General features: G+C 72.8%; 18 protein-coding genes. 11 read left to right on the top strand and 7 right to left on the bottom strand.

The window, feature by feature from the left end; all coding sequences use genetic code 11:
* The 6 genes from Q8R60_18925 to Q8R60_18900 all read left to right on the top strand — a co-directional run bounded on the left by Q8R60_18925 (position 1) and on the right by Q8R60_18900 (position 9,759).
* Positions 1-450 carry a chemotaxis protein CheW gene (locus Q8R60_18925; protein ID MDP3714544.1) on the top strand — a complete coding sequence of 150 codons (450 nt, stop codon included), beginning with the start codon at positions 1-3 and terminating at the stop codon, positions 448-450.
* A gap of 80 nt (positions 451-530) precedes the next feature.
* On the top strand, positions 531-3,521 hold the full coding sequence (locus tag Q8R60_18920) for a methyl-accepting chemotaxis protein (protein MDP3714543.1): 2,991 nt from the start codon (positions 531-533) through the stop codon (positions 3,519-3,521).
* 3 nt (positions 3,522-3,524) lie between these two features.
* On the top strand, positions 3,525-4,706 hold the full coding sequence (locus Q8R60_18915; GenBank protein ID MDP3714542.1) for a hypothetical protein: 1,182 nt from the start codon (positions 3,525-3,527) through the stop codon (positions 4,704-4,706).
* On the top strand, positions 4,703-5,755 hold the full coding sequence (locus Q8R60_18910) for a chemotaxis response regulator protein-glutamate methylesterase (protein MDP3714541.1): 1,053 nt from the start codon (positions 4,703-4,705) through the stop codon (positions 5,753-5,755). Before Q8R60_18915 ends, Q8R60_18910 begins: the two co-directional genes overlap by 4 nt.
* Before the next feature lie 285 nt (positions 5,756-6,040).
* A complete protein-coding gene (gene pepN, locus Q8R60_18905) occupies positions 6,041-8,593 on the top strand; it encodes an aminopeptidase N (protein ID MDP3714540.1) in 2,553 nt (850 codons plus the stop codon).
* 146 nt (positions 8,594-8,739) lie between these two features.
* Entirely contained in the window at positions 8,740-9,759 is a 1,020-nt protein-coding gene (locus Q8R60_18900; GenBank protein ID MDP3714539.1) for a type IV toxin-antitoxin system AbiEi family antitoxin domain-containing protein, read from the top strand.
* Positions 9,760-9,836: 77 nt separating this feature from the next.
* Here Q8R60_18900 and Q8R60_18895 read toward each other — a convergent pair whose 3' ends face one another.
* Genes Q8R60_18895 through Q8R60_18880 form a run of 4 tightly spaced genes read right to left on the bottom strand, consistent with a single transcriptional unit; the run spans position 9,837 to position 13,208 of the window.
* On the bottom strand, positions 9,837-10,319 hold the full coding sequence (locus Q8R60_18895; GenBank protein ID MDP3714538.1) for a DUF5130 family protein: 483 nt from the start codon (positions 10,317-10,319) through the stop codon (positions 9,837-9,839).
* Positions 10,306-10,644: a hypothetical protein gene (locus Q8R60_18890; protein MDP3714537.1), complete on the bottom strand. Its 339-nt coding sequence runs from the start codon at positions 10,642-10,644 to the stop codon at positions 10,306-10,308. Before Q8R60_18890 ends, Q8R60_18895 begins: the two co-directional genes overlap by 14 nt.
* Positions 10,645-10,671: 27 nt before the next feature.
* Entirely contained in the window at positions 10,672-12,672 is a 2,001-nt protein-coding gene (gene malQ / locus Q8R60_18885; GenBank protein MDP3714536.1) for a 4-alpha-glucanotransferase, read from the bottom strand.
* Between the two features lie 17 nt (positions 12,673-12,689).
* Positions 12,690-13,208, bottom strand: a complete 519-nt coding sequence (locus Q8R60_18880) for an HNH endonuclease (GenBank protein ID MDP3714535.1) — start codon at positions 13,206-13,208, stop codon at positions 12,690-12,692.
* 78 nt (positions 13,209-13,286) lie between these two features.
* Here Q8R60_18880 and Q8R60_18875 point away from each other — a divergent pair, with 78 nt between their 5' ends.
* The 5 genes from Q8R60_18875 to Q8R60_18855 are packed head-to-tail and all read left to right on the top strand — an operon-like array spanning position 13,287 to position 18,541.
* Positions 13,287-13,709: a hypothetical protein gene (locus tag Q8R60_18875; protein ID MDP3714534.1), complete on the top strand. Its 423-nt coding sequence runs from the start codon at positions 13,287-13,289 to the stop codon at positions 13,707-13,709.
* Positions 13,710-13,713: 4 nt separating this feature from the next.
* Positions 13,714-15,729 (top strand): prolyl oligopeptidase family serine peptidase, encoded by a 2,016-nt coding sequence (locus tag Q8R60_18870; GenBank protein MDP3714533.1) that lies wholly within the window; start codon positions 13,714-13,716, stop codon positions 15,727-15,729.
* Position 15,730: 1 nt separating this feature from the next.
* Positions 15,731-16,642: a mechanosensitive ion channel family protein gene (locus tag Q8R60_18865; GenBank protein MDP3714532.1), complete on the top strand. Its 912-nt coding sequence runs from the start codon at positions 15,731-15,733 to the stop codon at positions 16,640-16,642.
* 4 nt (positions 16,643-16,646) lie between these two features.
* Positions 16,647-18,155, top strand: a complete 1,509-nt coding sequence (locus Q8R60_18860; protein MDP3714531.1) for an SDR family oxidoreductase — start codon at positions 16,647-16,649, stop codon at positions 18,153-18,155.
* Positions 18,152-18,541, top strand: a complete 390-nt coding sequence (locus tag Q8R60_18855) for a globin (GenBank protein MDP3714530.1) — start codon at positions 18,152-18,154, stop codon at positions 18,539-18,541. Before Q8R60_18860 ends, Q8R60_18855 begins: the two co-directional genes overlap by 4 nt.
* 5 nt (positions 18,542-18,546) lie before the next feature.
* Here the strand turns inward: Q8R60_18855 and Q8R60_18850 are convergent, their stop codons facing one another.
* Genes Q8R60_18850 through Q8R60_18840 form a run of 3 tightly spaced genes read right to left on the bottom strand, consistent with a single transcriptional unit; the run spans position 18,547 to position 19,867 of the window.
* Entirely contained in the window at positions 18,547-19,038 is a 492-nt protein-coding gene (locus Q8R60_18850; GenBank protein MDP3714529.1) for a hypothetical protein, read from the bottom strand.
* Positions 19,035-19,400: a response regulator gene (locus Q8R60_18845; GenBank protein ID MDP3714528.1), complete on the bottom strand. Its 366-nt coding sequence runs from the start codon at positions 19,398-19,400 to the stop codon at positions 19,035-19,037. The genes Q8R60_18850 and Q8R60_18845 overlap by 4 nt, the downstream gene beginning before the upstream one ends.
* A gap of 2 nt (positions 19,401-19,402) precedes the next feature.
* The gene (locus tag Q8R60_18840; GenBank protein ID MDP3714527.1) at positions 19,403-19,867 is read right to left on the bottom strand and encodes a chemotaxis protein CheX; all 465 of its coding nucleotides are present in this window, start codon (positions 19,865-19,867) and stop codon (positions 19,403-19,405) included.
* Between the last annotated feature and the right edge of the window lie 56 nt (positions 19,868-19,923).

The following is a 19,923-nucleotide window of genomic DNA, read 5'->3' as shown; positions in this document are numbered from 1 at the left end:
ATGAGCGACGAGCGGCAGTACTGCACCTTCTACGCCGGTGATCTGTACTTCGGCATCTGGGTCCGCGAGGTCCAGGAGGTGTTGCTCTACCAGGACATGGTCCGTGTCCCGCTGGCCTCCCCCGTCATCCGTGGCCTGATCAACCTGCGGGGTCAGATCGTGACCGCGATCGACCTGCGCCGGCGGCTGGACCTGCCCGACCGCGAGGACGGCGTCGACCCGATGAACGTCGTCGTCCGCACCGACGACGGCGCGGTGAGCCTGCTCGTGGACCAGATCGGCGACGTCGTCGAGGTGGACGACCGGACCTTCGAGAACGCCCCGGAGAACCTCGGCGGCCCGGCTCGGGACCTCATCGAGGGGGTCTACAAGCTCGAGGGCCACTTGCTGCTGGTGCTTGACCCCGCCAAGACCATCGACGTGCCCTCACCACGCCGCGCAGACACGTGACCCGTGGACCGGTCCCGTCGGAGGAGCAGCCACCCCTCCCCCTTCTCATCCCCCCTGCCCGCACCAGCCAGGAGCAGCTCATGACCACCAGCACCACCACCACGCTCTTCGACCTGCTCGGCGGCGACGACGCCCTCATCCTGGCCGTGGAGCGCTTCTACGAGAAGGTGCTGGCCGACCCCGAGCTTGCGCCGTACTTCACAGGAGTCGACCTCGGCCGATTGCAGGAGAGGCAGGTCACGTTCCTGGCCGCTGCCCTCGGCGGCCCGAAGCCCTACCGCGGGCGCTCCATGTCCGCGGTGCACGCCGACCTATCCATCACACAGGACCACTTCGACCGGACCGCCGGTCACCTCGTCGACACGCTCCAGGAGCTGGGGATCGACGAGCCGACCATCGGCGCCGTCGTCGCCGTTGTCGCCCCCCTCGCCCCGTCCATCGTCAGCAGCACCGGAGGAACCGTGACCACCATCGACGAGATCAACGGCTCCTTGTTCGAGGCCGGCGACGCCGCGCGCTACGAGTCCATGCTCGAGAACGCCCCGACGAACGTCATGTTCGCCGACCGCGACTTCGTCATCCGCTACATGAACCCGGCGTCGCTCGAGACCCTGCGCACTCTGCAGGAGCACCTGCCCGTTGCGGTCGACGAGATCGTCGGCAGCAGCCTGGACATCTTCCACAAGACCCCGTCGTACCAGCGCGACCTGCTGTCGCACGACAAGAAGCTCCCGCGCCGCGCGAACATCCAGGTCGGCCCCGAGATCCTGGACCTGCTCGTCTCCCCGATCTACGACAAGGTCGGCAACCACATCGGCGCGATGGCCACCTGGGAGGTCATCACCGACAAGCTCCGCCTCGAGAGCGAGATGGCCCGCGTCTCCTCGATGATGGAGAACAGCCCCACCAACATGATGTTCGCGGACCGCGACTTCGTGATCCGCTACATGAACCCGACCTCGCTCGAGACCCTCCGCACCCTGCAGGAGCACCTGCCGGTCCCGGTCGACGAGATCGTCGGCAGCAGCCTCGACATCTTCCACAAGACCCCCGCCTACCAGCGCGGCATCCTGAGCGACGACAAGAACCTGCCGCGCCGCGCCAACATCCAGGTCGGCCCTGAAGTCCTCGACCTGCTGGTCTCGCCGATCAGCGACAAGGACGGCAACTACATCGGCGCGATGGCCACCTGGGAGGTCATCACCCAGAAGCTTCACCTCGAGAACGAGATGGCCCGCGTCTCCTCGATGATGGAGAACAGCCCTACCAACATGATGTTTGCGGACCGCGACTTCGTCATCCGCTACATGAACCCGGCCTCGCTCAAGACCCTCAAGACCCTCCAGGGCCACCTGCCGATCGACGCCGACGCGATCGTCGGCAGCAGCCTCGACATCTTCCACAAGAGCCCCGCCTACCAGCGCGGGATCCTCGCCGACGACAAGAACCTGCCCCGTCGCGCGAACATCGAGGTGGGCCCGGAGACCCTTGACCTACTCGTCTCGCCGATCACCGACAAGGACGGCAACTACATCGGCGCGATGGCCACCTGGGAGGTCATCACCGAGCAGCTCCGCACGGCAAAGGCCGCCGAGGAGGCGGCTGCCGACAGCGCCGCCCTCAGCCAGGTACTGGCGGCGCTCGCCACCGCCACCACCTTCGAGGGGGCGACCAAGGTCGCGCTCGACACGGTCCGGGCGGCGTTCGGCTGGGCCTACGGCTCCTACTGGGCAGTAGACCAGGCCGACCAGGCCCTGAAGTTCCAGAACGAGTCGGGCGACGCGGGCCCGGAGTTCCACGCGGTCACGCTCGCCGCCACCTTCAAGGAGGGCGTCGGCCTGTCAGGACGCGCCTGGAAGTCGCGCGACCTGTTCTTCACCAAGGACATCGGCGAGATGACTGACTGCGTGCGCGCTCCTGTCGCCCAGCGCGTCGGCGTGAAGTCGGGAGTGTGCTTCCCGATCCTGCTGCAGGGCGAGGTCGTCGGCACCATGGACTTCTTCGCCACCGAGACCCTCGAGCCGAGCACAGGACGTCTCGACGCGCTGCGCAACATCGGCCAGATGGTCTCGTCCGCCCTCGAGCGGATCCACAAGTCCGACGCGGAGAAGGACGCGCAAGCAGTGCTGCAGGCCAAGGTCGACTCGATCCTCGCAGTCGTGACCGCCGCGGCCGGCGGCGACCTGACCCAGGACGTCACGGTGTCGGGCACCGATGCGATCGGCCAGATGGGCACCGCGCTGCAGACCTTCTTCACCGAGCTGCGCGGATCGATCAGCGCGATCGGCCTCAACGCCCAGTCGCTGTCCTCGGCGTCGGAGCAGCTCAACGGCGTGAGCCAGCAGATGGGCGGCGCCGCGGAGGAGACCGCCACCCAGGCGGGGGTCGTGTCCGCGGCCGCCGAGCAGGTCAACGTCAACGTGCAGACCGTCGCCGGTGGCTCGGAGGAGATGTCCGCGTCGATCTCCGAGATCGCCAAGAACGCTGCCGACGCCGCCCGCGTGGCCGGTCAGGCCGTCGACGTCGCCGGCACGGCCAACACCACGGTTGCCAAGCTCGGCGAGAGCTCGGCCGAGATCGGCAAGGTCATCAAGGTCATCACGAGCATCGCGCAGCAGACCAACCTGCTGGCGCTCAACGCGACCATCGAGGCCGCCCGTGCCGGTGAGGCGGGCAAGGGCTTCGCCGTCGTTGCCAACGAGGTCAAGGAGCTGGCCAAGGAGACCGCCAAGGCGACCGAGGACATCTCGCAGAAGATCGAGGCGATCCAGGGCGACACCCGTGGAGCCGTCGAGGCGATCGAGCAGATCTCCAGCATCATCGGCCAGATCAACGATATCCAGTCGTCGATCGCCAGCGCCGTCGAGGAGCAGACCGCCACGACCAACGAGATCGCCCGCAACGTCAGCGAGGCGGCGCATGGGTCCAGCGAGATCGCCGCGAACATCACCGGCGTGGCCACGGCCGCGCAGGGCACGGCCAAGGGCGCAGAGGAGACGCAGCGCGCGGCAGGCGAGCTCAGCCAGATGGCTGCGGACCTGCAGCACCTCGTGGACAGGTTCACGGTCTAGCCCATGTCCCTGCACGTGCTCGGCATCAGCCACCGCACGGCCAGCGCCCAGGCCCGCGCTGCCGCCACCGTGACTCCCCAGCAGGTCGGGGAGCTCCTGGCGGCGGCAGCGCGGCAGGCACCCGACCTCGAGGTGCTCGCGCTGGCCACCTGCAACCGGACGGAGTTCTACCTTGCCGGCGAGGACGCCGTCGCCCGGTGGACCGCCGTGGTCGCCTCCACCTGCCCGGTGGCGCCGACCTGGATGCACGCCGACGGTTGGTACCACCACGAGGATGCCGAGGCGCTCAGGCATCTGCTCCGGGTCGCGTGCGGTCTGGACTCCTTGCTCCTGGGCGACACCCAGGTGCTCGGCCAGTTGCGCGCGTCGGTGACAGCCTCGGAGCGCACTGGCACGCTCGGGAGGACTCTGGGCCAGGCAACGGCGCTGGCCCTGCGCACCGGTCGGCAGGCACGAGCGACGACGAGCATCGCGGTCGGCACCCCCGGGATCGGGCCCGCCGTGGCTGAGGCCATCAGCAGCTGCGGTGTCCCCCGCGGTGGCACTGTCCTGGTGCTGGGATCCGGGGGCGCGGGCCGGCTCGCCGTCCGCGCGCTGCGCAAGGCGGGCTACAGCCGACTGTCGCTGGCCAACCGCACCGACGCCACCTGCCGTGAGGTGGCCGGCGACCTGCAGGTGGCCTGGACGCCCTGGGCGGACGTCACCTCGGCGCTCGCGACCGCTGACGCGGTGGTCGTCGCCACCGGCGCACCACAGGCCGTCGTCACCGCGCTCCCCGACCGCGCCACGCCCGTCCTGGTCGTCGACGCGGGGTTCCCGCCGCAGGTCGGTCCCGACGTTGCTGCCTCCGGCGCCACCGTCGTGTCACTGGAGGCCCTCACTTCCGCGGCGGACGCCGCCACCCAGCGGCGGCTGGCCGCCGTACCGGAGGTGGAGGAGCTCGTCGCAGGTCAGGTCGATGCCTGGCTGATGGACCAGGAGCGGGCGCCACTGGAGTCCGCCATCAAGGCGCTGCACGCGCGGGTCGGTGCCTGGGCAGCCGACGCCGCGGCGACCCTGCACGGCGCCCCGCTGGACGTCTCCGACGTCGAGCGCCTGCTCGCCCGGTCGATGAAGGCACTGCTCCACCCGCACGTCGAGCAGCTGCGCGCCCTTCAGCCGCGCAGCGGGGCGGAGACCTCGTGAGGCCGCTGCGGGTGATGACCGTCGACGACTCCGTCGTCGTGCGCCTCATGGTCGCGGAGGCACTTCGTGGCGAGAAGGACTTCGAGCTCGCGGGGTTTGCCCAGAACGGGCAAGTGGCCCTGGACAAGCTGACCGAGATCGCACCCGACCTGATAGTCCTTGACGTCGAGATGCCCGTGATGGACGGCCTGACGACGTTGCTGGAGCTCCGCAAGCGGCGGAGCAAGATCCCGGTCGTCATGTTCAGCACCCTCACCTCCCGGGGAGCCAGCGCCACCATCGAGGCGCTCACCCGGGGGGCCAGCGACTACGTGCAGAAGCCCTCTGCGGCCAGCCGCGAGGAGAGCCTGCAGCTGCTGCGTGCCGAGCTACTGCCCAAGCTCCGAGCCCTGGGCGCCAAGGCACTCGCAGGTCCGCGAGCGCCGGTCGCCACCCCGCGGGCCCGTAGAACCGCCCTGGGACCGGTCGACGTGGTCGTGATCGGCGTCTCGACCGGCGGCCCCAACGCGCTGGCGGACATGCTGCCCGGCCTGCCTGCCGACCTCCCTGTACCCGTGCTGATCGTGCAGCACATGCCACCCGCGTTCACCGGGATGCTCGCCAAGCGCCTGGACAGCCTGTGCCCGCTCACCGTCGCCGAGGCCCAGGGCGGTGAGGTGCTGGCTCCCGGGCAGGTCTGGGTGGCACCAGGCGGCAAGCACCTCGTCGTCAAGAAGGTCGGCGCCCACGTGGTCACGGCCATTAACGAAGAACCCCCGGAGAACAGTTGCCGCCCCGCCGCCGACCCTCTGTTCCGCAGCGTGGTCGCTGCGTACGGCGCGCGCGTGCTGTCGGTGGTGATGACCGGCATGGGCTCCGACGGCCACAAGGGGACGCAGGCGGTCGTCGCGGCCGGTGGTCAGGTCATCGCCCAGGACGCCGAGTCGTGCGTCGTCTACGGCATGCCCCGCTTCGTCGTCGAGGCCGGTCTGGCGGACGCAGTCCTGTCCCTGGAACACATCGCGGCAGAGATCACCCGGCGCACGGGGGCCGGGCTCGTCTGCCGATAGAGGGACTCGCGACCCTGCCGGGAACGCCGATGCGGGCTGTTCTGGGCGAGCGAGGAGGTCGAGCGGCCCACCACGTCCGTGCGCGAGGCCGAGGTGGAAAGGGCCGTTCTCGTCGCCGACCTCGGCCGCACCCGCCGGCTGGTCATCCACGCCCAGGGGCAGAGCGGGTCGAACCAGACGTCCACCGTCGTGCGTGCGCTCGCCGTCATGTGAAGAGTCCTCCACCCGTAGGATCGCTCGCGCACCATGGGTACGCGGGGGAAGATCGACGGAGGGCTCGGCTCTGTGACCGGCAACAACCTGCACCGCGACGAGGCGAGGACGCGCGCCTCGGCGATCGCTGTCACGTCGTACGACGTCCTCCTCGACCTGACCGACCGGTCGAGTGGGGGCTCTGGCGAGAAGCCGGGCGAGGAGCGCTTCCGCTCGACGTCGACGATCCGCTTCTCGGCGTCGTCGGCGCTGTCGACCTTCGTCGAGCTGACGGCGCCTGCCGTGCGGTCGGCCTCCCTCGACGGGGTCGCCCTGGACGCGTCGGCCTTCGACGGCGACCGGCTGGCCCTCGACGTGAGCGCCGGTGACCACGAGCTCGTCGTGGACGCCGACTGCGCCTACACCCGCAGCGGCGAGGGCCTGCACCGCTTCGTCGACCCCGTCGACGGCTCGGTCTACCTCTACTCGCAGTTCGAGACCTACGACGCGCACCGGATGTATGCCTGCTTCGACCAGCCCGACCTCAAGGCCGTCTTCCGCTTCGTCGTCGACGCCCCCCGCGACTGGGTCGTCGTGTCCAACGGCGCCGTGACGTCGCGTCCGGCGGAGGGCGAGCACGGCCGGTGGGAGTTCGCCGAGACGCCGCCGATGTCGACCTACATCACGGCGCTCGTCGCCGGCCCCTACTTCTGCGTCGAGGACTCCCACGACGGCATCCCGCTCGGCATCTACTGCCGCGCCTCGCTCGCCCAGCACCTCGACGCCGACGAGCTCTTCGCGGTCACCAAGCAGGGCTTCGACTTCTTCCACCGCGTCTTCGACTACCGCTACCCCTTCGGCAAGTACGACCAGCTGTTCGTGCCGGAGTTCAACGCGGGCGCGATGGAGAACGCCGGCGCCGTCACCTTCCTCGAAGACTACGTCTTCCGGTCGAAGGTCACCGACGCGGCCTACGAGCGGCGCGCCGAGACCGTCCTGCACGAGATGGCCCACATGTGGTTCGGCGACCTCGTGACGATGCGCTGGTGGGACGACCTGTGGCTCAATGAGTCCTTCGCGACCTACGCGTCGGTGCTCTGCCAGGCCGAGGCGACCCGCTGGACCAACGCGTGGACGACCTTCGCCAACACCGAGAAGACCTGGGCCTACCGGCAGGACCAGCTGCCCTCCACGCACCCGGTCGCCGCGGACATCCGCGACATCGAGGCCGTGAAGGTCAACTTCGACGGGATCACCTACGCCAAGGGGGCGTCGGTCCTCAAGCAGCTCGTCGCCTGGGTCGGCCAGGACGCCTTCCTCGCCGGGCTGCGCGCCTACTTCCCGCGTCACGAGTACGGCAACACGGTGCTCGCGGACCTGCTCACCGCCCTGGAGGAGTCCTCCGGTCGCGACCTGTCGTCGTTCTCCTCGGACTGGCTCGAGACCGCCGGCGTCAACACCCTGCGGGCCGCCTTCGAGGTCGGCGGGGACGGGGCATTCACGTCGTTCTCCGTCCTGCAGGAGGCGCCGGCCGAGCACCCGACACTGCGCTCGCACCGCGTCGCCGTCGGGTTCTACGACCTCGTCGACGGCGCGCTCGTGCGGGTCCACCGCGAGGAGCTCGATGTCGTGGGCGCCAAGACCGAGGTGCCCGCGCTGGTCGGGCGCCCGCAGCCCGACCTCGTGCTGGTCAACGACGACGACCTCACCTTCGCCAAGATCCGGCTCGACGAGCGCTCGCTCGCGACCGTCGTCGGCCACGTCGGCGCCTTCACCGACTCGCTGCCGCGCGCGCTGTGCTGGGCCGCGGCATGGGACATGACCCGCGACGCCGAGATGCCCGCGCGCGACTACCTCGCGCTCGTGCTCGCCGGCATCGACCGCGAGACCGACATCGGCGTGGTCCAGTCGCTGCTGCGCCAGGCCCAGTCGGCTCTCGCGCTGTTCGCCGACCCGGCCTGGGCGCCGACCGGCAAGGCCCTGCTCGCCGAGCGCGCCCATGCGGCGCTGCTCGCTGCCGCCCCCGGCTCCGACCTGCAGCTGGCCTGGACCCGCGCCCTCGGCTCGCTGGCCCGCACCCCGTCGCAGGTGGCGCTGCTGCGCGACCTGCTCTCGGGTGCCGCCTCCGTCGACGGCCTGGCCGTCGACGCCGAGCTGCGCTGGCACCTGCTGGTCCGCCTGGTCGTCCTCGGCGAAGCGGGGCTGTCCGAGATCGAGGCCGAGGTCGAGCGCGACCCCACCGCCGCCGGACAGCGCCACGCCGCCGCGGCCCGTGCCGCGCGCCCGACCCCGGAGGCCAAGGCCGAGGCGTGGCAGCTCGCGGTCGAGGACCCCTCGGTGCCCAACGCCGTGCAGGCCGCCCTCATCGGCGGCTTCAACCAGGTCGAGGACCTGTCGCTGCTCGAGCCGTGGGTCGACCGCTACTTCGCCGCACTCTCCGAGGTCTGGGCGACCCGCACCGCCGAGATGGCGCAGAGCATCGTCAACGGCCTCTACCCGACGCTGCTGGTGTCGCCGTCGGTCGTCGAGCGCACCGACGCCTACCTGCAGGCCGAGGACCCGCAGCCGGCGCTGCGCCGACTGCTGCTCGAGGGCCGCGACGGCGTGGTGCGGGCGCTGCGCGCGAGGGCCCGCGACAGGGCGTAGAGATGATCACCATCGAAGCCTCGGGCTCAGGGGGTCGTCGCGCGAGACGCCACGGCGTGTCGTCGCGAGACGATCACTGACCACCCTTGCCGTTTCGGCCTGTGGACAACGGCCGCACGAGGTCTGACGGCGCCCAGGATCTCGGCATGGACACCGCCTCGGACAACATTGGTGACGCCGTCGCCGCTCTCCGCCTGCTCGCCGCCCGGCAGCAGGGCGTCTTCACCTGGGGGCAGGCCCTCGCCCTCGGCATCCCCCTCGGCGTCGCTGCCACGACCCTCCGGCGAGGCGACTGGTACCGCCTGAGGCGTGGCGTCTACGCCTTCGCCGAGGAGGTGTGGGAGCGAGCCGGTGACGACTGGGCCATGCACCACCTCCGCTGCGCGGCCGAGGTGCTCGCGCTCGGATTCGACCCGGTCGTCAGTCACGAATGGGCGGCGCGCCTGCACCGCATGCACCACCTCGGCAGCCTCTCGCCGAGACCGGTCATCAGCCGGCAGAGGCATCGCGACGACGAGCGCTCGGAGCGCAAGGGCTTGTACGTCGTACAACTGCCGGAGCCGCACCGGACCACCGTCGCGGGCGTGGGTGCCACCACACCCGCACGTACCGCGGTCGACCTCGCACGCCGCGACGGCCTGCTCGCTGGTGTCGTGGCGGCCGACGCGGCGCTGTGGGCGGGCGCGTCGCCGGAGGAGCTGGATGCTGTCGCGAGGCATTGCTGGCACTGGCCCGGCGGCGCCACCGGCCGTGCGGCGGTAGTCCTGGCGCGCGAGGGGGCCCAGAGCGCACTCGAGTCGATCGGCCGCAGGGCGCTGGTCGAGCGCGAGGCACCGGAGCCGGAGCTGCAGGTGGAGGTCCTGCGGTGGGGCCAGCTCCTGGGCGTCGCCGACATGGCCTGGCGCGGCCTGCTCCTCGTTGCAGAGGCCGACGGCGCGGTCAAGTACGAACGCCCCTGGGCGCCGCGACCGCTGCTCACGGAGAAGCGGCGCCAGGAGGACTTCGAGCAGTGCGGGCTGGCGGTGCTGCGCTACGACTGGGACGAGTCGTGGTCGCGCCCCGGGGAGCTCTACGCCCGGTGGCGGGCCAAGGCCGCGACTGCCGCTTCCAGGCGGCTAGCGGCGGGCGTCGAGCTCAGGCCGCGTGGGACGCGCCGCGCGGCGTGAGGTGTCTGATCGTCGCGGCACGACACGCCGGGACGAGACGCGACACGATCACCATCGAAGCGATGGTGATCATCTCGTCAGTGCAGCGCGGGGCGGTCCGAGCCGCTGGCGGTGAGCTCACGGCGACCGAGCGGGTCACGGGTGTCGCCCACGGCCGTCAGCGCCTCGCGGCGACCGGCAGCGTCGGCCATCTGGCGGATCCCGTCGACGATGCCGCCGGCGAGGTCACCGCCTGCGAAGGCGCTCGTCATCGACATGACGGCCAGCGCGGCAACCCGGTCCGGAACGCGGCGGCGGGCCTGCGGGCCGGTGACGACCTCGACCCGGCGCTGACCGGGCGCGACCACGAGCAGCACGGCACCCGCCGCGCGGTCACCGAGGGCCGCGTGAGCCTGCTCGGCACCGGCGCGGAACGCCGCGGCGCCCTGCTCGACGCGCAGGTCACCGACGAGGACGGACACGTCGAGGCCGTGCTGGTCCCGGCACGTCAGCACCGCGCGCTCGATGCGCTCCTGCTCCTTGGGGCTGAGACCCGACTGCCCTGCGCTACCAGCTGCCACGAGCCCCACCCCTCACGACGTCGCCCGGCTGGGCGGATGCGACAGCGGCGTCCGGGTCGGCCGGGCCGTGGAACCACAGCGGCGCCGCGGACCAGCCGCGGTTCGGGCGGTAGCGCGTGCTCCGCACGACGTTGGGCAGCCAGACGACCGCCGAGATGGCCAGCAGGATCACCAGCGGCACGACGACGTAGAGCACGAGGGCGCCCTTGATGCCGACCTCGGGGACGGGCGTCACGATCTCGGAGTCCGTGGCCAGCGCGGGGCCGGCGAGCAGCACGGACAGCGCGAGACCCGACAGCGCGGACGTGCGGGCGGTGCGGCTCACGGGCCCTCCTCTCGGTCGGGCGACACGCTACCGAACCCGTCCCATGCCGTCCGCGAGCAGGGCCGTGAGCCGCCGCACACCGGGGTGGTCGAGCAGCTCCTCGAGCCCGAGCGCGCGACCGGTCGCGTCGGCCACGGGGAGCCGCCAGTTGGGGTGCTCGTCGATGGTGCCGGGCAGGTTGGGCGGCCGCAGGTCGCCCACCGCGTCGCCGAGCGCAGCGAGCACGAGCCGCGCCGGCGAGCGGACCAGCGCGAGGTGCATCGCGACCACCGGGTCGCCGTCGGCGGCCTCGAGCAGGCCGGTCCGCGACAGCAGCGCGAGCAGCCGGTCGCGCTCCGCGACCGCCTCCGCGAGCTCGTCGGAGACCGGTCGGGTCAGCACCCCGGCGGCCTCGCGCAGCCGCACCTGGTCCAGCGACAGGAAGCCGGCCGCGGTCGGCAGGTCGTGGGTGGTCACGGTGGCGAGCACCTGCGAGCGCCAGTCGGCCGGGTCCGCGTCGCCCTCGAACCACAGCACCGCACTGCCCAGCACGCCCGTCCGGTCGAGGGCCGCGCGCACGGAGGCCTCGACCGTGCCGAGGTCCTCCCCCACGACGACCGCACCGGCCCGGGTCGCCTCCAGCGCGAGCACGGCCAGCATCGCGTCGACGTCGTAGCGCACGTAGGTCCCGTCGGTCGCGGGCGACCCCGCCGGCACCCACCACAGCCGTGACAACCCCATGACGTGGTCGATGCGCAGCCCCCCGGCGTGGCGCAGGCAAGCGCGTACGACGTCGCGATACGGCAGGTAGCCCGCTTCCTCGAGCCGGTCGGGCCGCCACGGGGGCAGCCCCCAGTCCTGCCCCTGCCGGGCCAGCATGTCCGGGGGTGCGCCCACCGAGGTCCCGAGGGCGAGGACGTCCTGCAGCGCCCACCCGTCGGCGCCGCCGCCGTCGACGCCGACCGCGAGGTCGTGCAGGACGCCGACCGCCATCGGTGCGGACGCGACCGCCACCGCCGCGACCTGCTCGTCGACGAGCAGCTGCACCCAGCACCAGAAGGCGATCCGCTCGGCGAGCGGCTCGCGGTCGACGGCCGCGGGCCGGTGCAGCGCGGCAGGCCAGGACTGCCAGGGCAGCCCGTGCACCTCGGCCAGCGCGGCGAAGACCGCGACGTCCTCCAGCGGCGGGCCCATCGTCGCCCGGAAGTCAGCGAGCGCGTCGGCCCGGTGCGTCGGCCAGAGCAGCTCGAGCGCCACGAGCTTGGCCGACCAGGCGGCGTCGCGGTCGACCCGCTCCGGGTCGGTCGCCGGCCGCAGGGCGTCGACGGCCGCGCGCACGTCGGCAGCGGCAGCGGCGTACTCCTCGGTGTCCTCGATGCGCAGCGCGACCGCCGAGCGGAAGCGGCGCGACGACGGGGAGTACGGCGAGGGCGTGACCGGGACGAGTGGGCCCTCGAGGTGCAGCGGGTTCGCTAGCAGGGCGCCGGCCCCGTCGGCGGCGGAGCGCGCGACGACGGTGCGCAGGTCGCGGTAGTCGCCGACGGCCCACGACCCGGCGCTGCGCAGCGCGTAGAGCTGCACCTGCCAGCCCCAGTGCCGACCCTCGGGCGTGGGGATCCGCTCCGGCGCGACGAGCAGCACCGCCTCGGCGACCCGGCCGGTGTCGCGGGCCCGCAGGACGTGCCAGCCCAGCGGCAGCCCTGCGAGGCGGACCTCGTGGCGCGTCACCCCGTCGCGCTCCTCGACGGGAGGCGGCACCGGCAGCGCCAGCACCCGGCCGTCCTCGGTGACCACCTCGAGCGCGACCCGGCCGCGGGCCCGCAAGTCGGCGACACCGCGGCCCTCGACCGACAGCACAAAGGGCGGCAGCAGCCGGGCCCACGGACGGTCCCGCGCGGCCTGCAGCGCCACAGCCGGGTCGGTGCAGTCCACCCCGAGAGCCGCGAGCGCCGCCCCGATCGCGTGGTCGGAGACGGTGACCGGCCGGCCCTGCCAGTCGTCGTAGGAGGTGGCCACCCCGTGGGCGGCGGCGAGCTCGTGCAGGGTCACCCGGCGGACCGTACCCGTCAGGCGGGCTCTTCCAGCACCTCGTCCTCGAGACCCAGGTAGGGCGCCCAGCTCGGGTCCACAGAGCGGGCGCCGACGATGCGCCACGCGACCCCCGACGGGACGGTCGGCAGGCGGCGCAGGTGCCAGCCCAGCTCGGCGATGCCGCGATCGGCCTTGACGTGGTTGCACCGACCGCAGGCCGAGACGACGTTGTCCCACGCGTGCGCACCACCACGGCTGCGCGGCACGACGTGGTCCAGCGACGTCGCGGCCGCCCCGCAGTAGACGCAGCGCCCGCCGTCGCGGGCGAAGACCGCCTTGCGGGTGAGCGGCACGGTCGCGCGGTAGGGCACCTTGACGAAGCGGGTGAGCCGCACGACAGCCGGCACCTCGAGCCGGGTGCGGGCGCTGTGCATCACCTCGTCCCGGTCCGACACCGACACCGCCTTGGCGGTGAGGACGAGCACGACGGCGCGCCTGGCGGGCACCACGCACAGCGGCTCGTAGGTCGCGTTGAGCACCAGCGCCTCGGCCATCGGACGTCCTCCCTGCCGCCCACTGTCCCCGAACGCGCCCGGATGCGCCACTGGCTTGCAGGGCGCAGGCTGTCCGACGTGACCGTCGAGACCGCCGCCGGTATCGCCCACCTCGCGGCGACGGCGTACCTCTGCGGGGTCGGCTGGCTGGTGCAGCTCGCGCTCTACCCGGCTTTCGCGACCATCGGTCCGACGTCGGCGTGGCCCGACCACCACAGCGCCCACAGCCGCGCGCTGACCCTCGTGATCGCCCTCCCGTGGGCCCTGCAGGGCCTGGCGCTGGCCGCGCTGCTGCTCACCGCGCCCGGCCCGCTCGTGCTGCTCGCGGCCGTCCTCGGCCTCGCCCCCGTCGTCGTCACGGTCACCTGGTCGCTGCCCTGCCACGCGGTCCTCAGCCAGGGGTACGACGAGCAGGCGCTCGCCTCGCTGCTGTCGTCGAACCGGCTGCGGGCCCTGCTCTGGACCGGCGGGGTGCTGGCGGGAGCGGCGCACCTAGGGTGACCGGGTGCGCTACCCCGACGCCGAGCGGCTCGACCTGCTCGAGGACCTGCACGGCCACGCCGTCGCCGACCCGTACCGCTGGTTGGAGGACGAGCGCGACCCGCGGACCACGGCCTGGGCCGGGGCGCAGGCGGCGCTGGTCCGGGAGCACCTCGACGCGCTGCCCGGGCGCGAGCGGCTGCGCGACAGCCTGACCGCGCTGCTCGCGACCGGCTCGGTCGGCGTGCCCGCGTGGCGTCGCGAACGGGCCTTCTCGACCCGGCGCGACCCGGGCCAGGAGCACGCGGTCCTGCGCTGGCGCGACGGCGAGGGCGTGACCCGCACGCTGCTCGACCCGATGGCGGTCGACCCGACCGGCGCGACGACGCTCGACGCGTGGGCCCCGTCGAAGGAGGGCCGGCTGCTCGCCTACCAGCTCTCCACCGGCGGTGACGAGGAGTCGCTGCTGCGGGTGCTCGACGTCGACACCGGCGAGGTCGTCGACGGCCCGATCAGCCGCTGCCGCTACTCCCCCGTCGCCTGGGTGCCGGGCGGCGACGCCTTCTACTACGTACGCCGGCTGCCGCCGGGCGAGGTGCCCGCCGGCGAGGAGCAGTTCCACCGGCGGGTCTGGCGCCACGTCGTCGGCACCGACACCGCCGACGACGAGCTGGTCTGGGGCGACGGCCTCGACCTGACGAACTACTACGGCTGCTCGGTGTCGCAGGACGGCCGCTGGCTGCTCGTCACGGCCAGCGCCGGCACCGCGCCCCGCGACGACGTGTGGCTGTTCGACCTGCTCGCGGGCGGCCCGCCCGCCGAGGTGCAGGTCGACGTCGACGCGCACTGCTCGCCGTGGGTCGGCCGCGACGGCCGGCTCTACCTGCTCACCGACCGCGACGCCCCGCGCGGCCGGCTCTGCGTCGCCGACCCGACGGACCCGACCGCGTGGACGACGCTGGTCGCGGAGGACGCCGAGGCGGTGCTCGAGGACGTCGAGCTGCTCGACGACGGCCGGCTCGTCGTCCTGCGCACCCGCCATGCCCTGTCGGAGGTCGAGGTCGACGGGACCCCGCTGCCGCTGCCGGGCCTCGGCAGCGTCGGCGGCCTGTCCGGCCACCCCGAGGGCGGCCACGAGGTATGGCTCGGATGGACCGACGACACGACCCCACCGCGGGTCCACCGCCTCGACGCGCGCGCCGGCGCGCTCACCCTCTGGGAGGACGCTCCCGGCAGCGTCGACGCCGACGGGGTCGTCGTCGAGCAGATCGCCCTCACGTCGTACGACGGGACGACCGTGCGGGCGCGGGTGCTCTCACCGGCGGGCCCGCGGGTGCCGCGCCCGACGGTCCTCTACGGCTACGGCGGCTTCGGCGTCTCGCTGACGCCCGGCTGCACGGCGTCGCCGCTCGCCTGGGTGGCCGCGGGCGGCACCTGGGTCGAGGCCAACCTGCGCGGCGGCTCGGAGGAGGGCGAGCAGTGGCACCGCGACGGGATGCGCGACCGCAAGCAGAACGTCTTCGACGACTTCGCCGCGACCGCGGAGCACCTGGTGGCGGAGGGCTTCACGACGCCCGGGCAACTCGCGGTCTACGGCGGCTCCAACGGCGGCCTGCTCGTCGGGGCCCACCTCACGCAGCGGCCCGCGTCGGTGACGGCCGTGGTCTGCTCCGCGCCGCTGCTCGACATGGTGCGCTACGAGCGCTTCGGCCTCGGGCGCACCTGGAACGACGAGTACGGCACCGCCGACGACCCCGTCGAGCTCGGCTGGCTGCTGTCCTACTCGCCCTACCACCGCGTGGTCGAGGGCACCCGCTACCCCGCGGTGCTGCTCTCCGTCTTCGACGGCGACAGCCGGGTCGACCCGCTGCACGGGCGCAAGCTGTGCGCGGCGCTGCAGCACGCGACCACCTCCGACGCACCGGTGCTGATCCGCACCGAGGGCGACGTCGGTCACGGCGCCCGCTCGGTCTCGCGCACGATCGGCCTGTCGGTCGACGTGCTCGCTTTCCTCGCCCATCACACCGGAATGGAGCTCTGACGTGCGCGCGGTCGACATCAGCATCGACGGCTCGGAGGCGCTCGCGACCGCGGGCCGCATCCTGCTCGTGGTCGTGCTCGCCCTCGTCCTGCGCGCCGTGGTGCACCGGGCCATCAGCCGGCTGGTGCGCCAGGCCACCGAGCAGCAGGTGCCGGGCGTGCTGCGGCAGGCCTCCCCGCTCCTGTCGGAACGTCGGGCGCAGCGGGCCGGGACCATCGGCTCCGCGCTGCGCAGCGTGTCCTCGATCGTGGTCTTCGCGATCGCCACGACCACGATCCTGTCCGAGCTCGGCGTCGACCTCGGACCGGTGCTCGCCTCGGCGGGGATCGTCGGCGTGGCCGTCGGCTTCGGCGCGCAGAACGTCATCAAGGACTGGCTCAACGGGATGTTCATGATCCTCGAGGACCAGTACGGCGTCGGCGACGTCATCGACGTCGGCCCGGCCAGCGGCACGGTCGAGGCGGTGTCGCTCCGCACGACGCGACTGCGCTCGGTCGACGGCACCGTGTGGCACGTCCGCAACGGCGAGGTCCTGCGGGTCGGCAACATGAGCCAGGGCTGGTCGCGCGCGCTGCTCGACATCCCGGTGACGTGGGCGAGCGACGTCGCGCAGGTCCGCGAGGTCATCAAGGCGGTCGCCGACGACCTGTGGCAGGACGACGACTGGTCGGCCAAGGTGCTGGAGGAGCCCGAGGTCTGGGGGGTGGAGTCGATGGGCTCCGACGGCCTCGTCATCCGGCTGGTCGTCAAGACGCCACCGCTGGAGAACTGGGACGTCGCGCGCGAGCTCCGGCAACGCATCAAGGCCGCCTTCGAGCAGGCCGGCATCGACATCGGCGTGCCGACCCGTGCCGTGCGCACGGTCGAGCCCACCGCCCCGAAGCGCGCCCGCAGGCGGCCCGCTGCAGACTGAGGGCGTGCCCCTCACCGTGCCCGTCACCGAGCCCCTGACCGTGCTCGTCACCGGCGCGACCGGCTACATCGGCGGGCGCCTCGTCCCACGGCTGCTCGCCGAGGGCCACCTCGTGCGGGCCATGAGCCGCGACACCGGGCGGCTGCGTGACGTGCCGTGGGCCGACCGGGTGTCGCTCGTGCAGGCCGACGCCCTCGACCCGGTGTCCCTCGGGCCGGCCCTCGCCGGTGTCGACGTCGCCTACTACCTCGTGCACTCGATCGACACCGGTCCCGACTTCGAGGAGCGCGACCGCCTCGCCGCGCAGGCCTTCGCGACCGCCGCCCGCGAGGCCGGGGTGGGACGCATCGTCTACCTCGGCGGCCCCGCGCCCGCCGACGAGGAGCTCTCGCCCCACCTGGCCTCGCGCCACGAGGTCGGCGAGGTGCTGCTCGCCTCCGGCGTGCCCACCGCGGTGCTGCAGGCAGCGGTCATCATCGGCAGCGGGTCGGCGTCGTTCGAGATGCTGCGCCACCTCACGGAGCGACTGCCGGCGATGATCACACCGCGCTGGGTGCGCAACCGGATCCAGCCGATCGCGGTGCGCGACGTGCTGCGCTACCTGGTCCGCTGCGCGACGCTGCCGCCGGAGGTCTCGCGGCGCTTCGACATCGGCGGCCCCGACGTGCTGACCTACGTCGAGATGATGCAGCGCTACGCCGCTGCCGCCGGGCTGCACCGCCGCGTCATCGTGCCGGTCCCCCTGCTGAGCCCGTCGTTGTCGGCGCACTGGGTCAACGTCGTCACCCCCGTACCGGCCGCCCTCGCCAAGCCGCTCGTGCGGTCGCTGGTCAACGAGGTCGTCTGCCAGGAGCACGACATCGCCCGCTGGGTCCCGGACCCGCCCGAGGGCCTGGTGGGCTTCGACGAGGCGGTCCGCCTCGCCCTGCAGCGGGTCCGCGACGCCGCCGTGGAGACCCGGTGGTCCGCCGCAGTGTGGCCCGGGGCTCCGTCGGACCCGCTGCCGACCGACCCCGACTGGTCCGGCGCCTCGCTCTACGAGGACAACCGCGACACCGCCGTCGACGCCACCCCCGGTGACCTGTGGCGGGTCGTCGAGGGCATCGGGGGCGACAACGGGTGGTACTCCTGGTCGGCCGCCTGGGCGGCCCGCGGGCTACTCGACCGGCTGGTCGGCGGCGTCGGTCTGCGGCGCGGTCGCCGCGACCCGCACGACGTCCGGGTCGGCGAGACCATCGACTTCTGGCGGGTCGAGGAGGTCACCGACGGTCGGCTGCTGCGACTGCGCGCCGAGATGCGGCTGCCGGGCCGGGCCTGGCTCGAGCTGCGCGTCGACGTCGACCCCGACGGTCGCACCCGCTACTCCCAGCGGGCGCTGTTCGCACCGCGCGGACTGGCCGGTCACGCCTACTGGTGGTCGGTCGCGCCGTTCCACGGCGTCGTCTTCGGAGGGATGGTCCGCAACGTCCGGCGTGCCGCGGAGCGCGGCGCGGCTGCAAGACTGGCGGCGTGAGCGAGAGCCTTTTCGACAGGGTCGGCGGGGAGCCGGTCTTCCGCCGCGTCGTCGACCGCTTCTACGACGCCGTCGCTCTCGACCCCGTCCTGCGGCCGCTCTACCCCGAGCAGGACCTGGGGCCGGCGCGCGACCGGCTGCGGATGTTCCTCGTGCAGTACTGGGGCGGTCCGGGGACCTACTCCGAGCAGCGAGGCCACCCGAGGCTCCGGATGCGCCACGCCACGTGGGTCATCGGCGAGCGCGAGCGCGACCACTGGCTGACCCACATGCGCGCAGCCGTCGACGCCGAGGGCCTCGAGCCACAGGCCCACGAGGCCGTCTGGCAGCACCTCGAGCGGGCCGCGCACTCGCTGCTCAATGCGCCCCAGGACCTGGCGCCCTAGCGCGGTCAGGACAGCAGCAGCGCCAGCACGCCCTCGCCGTACCCCGGCACCGTGACCGTGAGGTCCACGCGGTGCAGGGAGGTGCGCAGCAGCGCGACGACGTCGTCCCCCACCGGCTCCGGCGCCACCCAGGTCTGCCCCAGCTTGAGGTGGGCCTCGCCGGTGTTGAACAGCGACGCGGCGACGTTGAGCACCTCGCGGGTGTTCTCCCCCAGGTCGGGTGGGACGTCACCGGAGGCGATGGCCTCCTCGCAGCGGGGCACGGGCACCAGCGCGAGCGCCGCGCCGAGGCAGGCACCGAGCGAGAGGTCGCACAGGGCGACCGCCCGCAGCGCCCCGTCGTCCGCGACGTAGGAGCCGACGACGCGGACGTCCCTGCCGCGCAGCAGCGGACCCGGCGCGGTCGTGACGACGACCGCCTTGTCGAGCAGACCGGCCAGCAGTCCGCGCACGTCTGCGTCGGTCGGGAGGACGGCGACGGGCGCGCCCGTGCTCATGCCGCGAGGACCGCACCGAGGGCGTCGGCGAAGGTGTCGGCCGTGAACGGCTTGGCGATGAGGAACAGCGCCCCGGACGCCACGGCGAGCTCGCGCATCGCGTCGGTCGACTCCGAGGTGACGAAGCCGAAGCGCACGTCGCTGCCTGCGGCGCGCAGCCGCTGGAGGAACTCGATGCCCGACACCTCCGGCATGTTCCAGTCCGACAGGACAAGGTCCGGCGCTTCGCTCGCCACTGCGGCGAGCCCCTCGGCCCCGTCGCAGGCCTCGACGTAGTCGTGCTCGCCGAAGCCGGCCTGCCGCAGGGTGCGGGTCACGATCATCCGCATGGCCTTGCTGTCGTCGACGATGAGGATCTTCACGGTCACACCTTCCAGACGCTGATGGAGACGGGTCCGGCGGAGCAGACGAGCACGACCCGGTCGACGAGGACGGCGCCGGGCACGCGGAGCCTGATGGACTCGCCGGCGGCGACGCTCGGGATCGAGAGCTTCGACGGCGCCGGCAGGAGGCTCTTGACGTTGCCGCCCACCATGTTGGTGAGCTCACCGAGCGCATCGCCGATCTCGTCGTCCGACAGCGACCCTGCATCGGCGGCGAACATCGCTTCCGCCGCTGCCTGGGCGTGGTCGGCAGGGCACTCGAGGAAGACCGAGCCCTGCCACTCGCCCGAGACCGTGACGCACCCGCTGAGAGTGCGGCCGGAGAAGGGCCACTGGTCGGCCGCCGGCTCGAGCTGCATGTCGAGGAAGGATCCCCACACGTCCTGCGCGATATCGGTCATCTGCTCCGCGGTGACGACCGGGGTGTCGTCTGCTGTGACGGTCATGACGGGTGCCTCTCTGTCTGTCTCACCGCGGCCGGTAGGCCGTGGCGCGGTCGAGC

This window comes from Mycobacteriales bacterium (assembly GCA_030697205.1).
GTDB lineage: Bacteria > Actinomycetota > Actinomycetes > Mycobacteriales > SCTD01 > JAUYQP01.
This window is presented reverse-complemented; position numbering and strand designations above follow the sequence as displayed.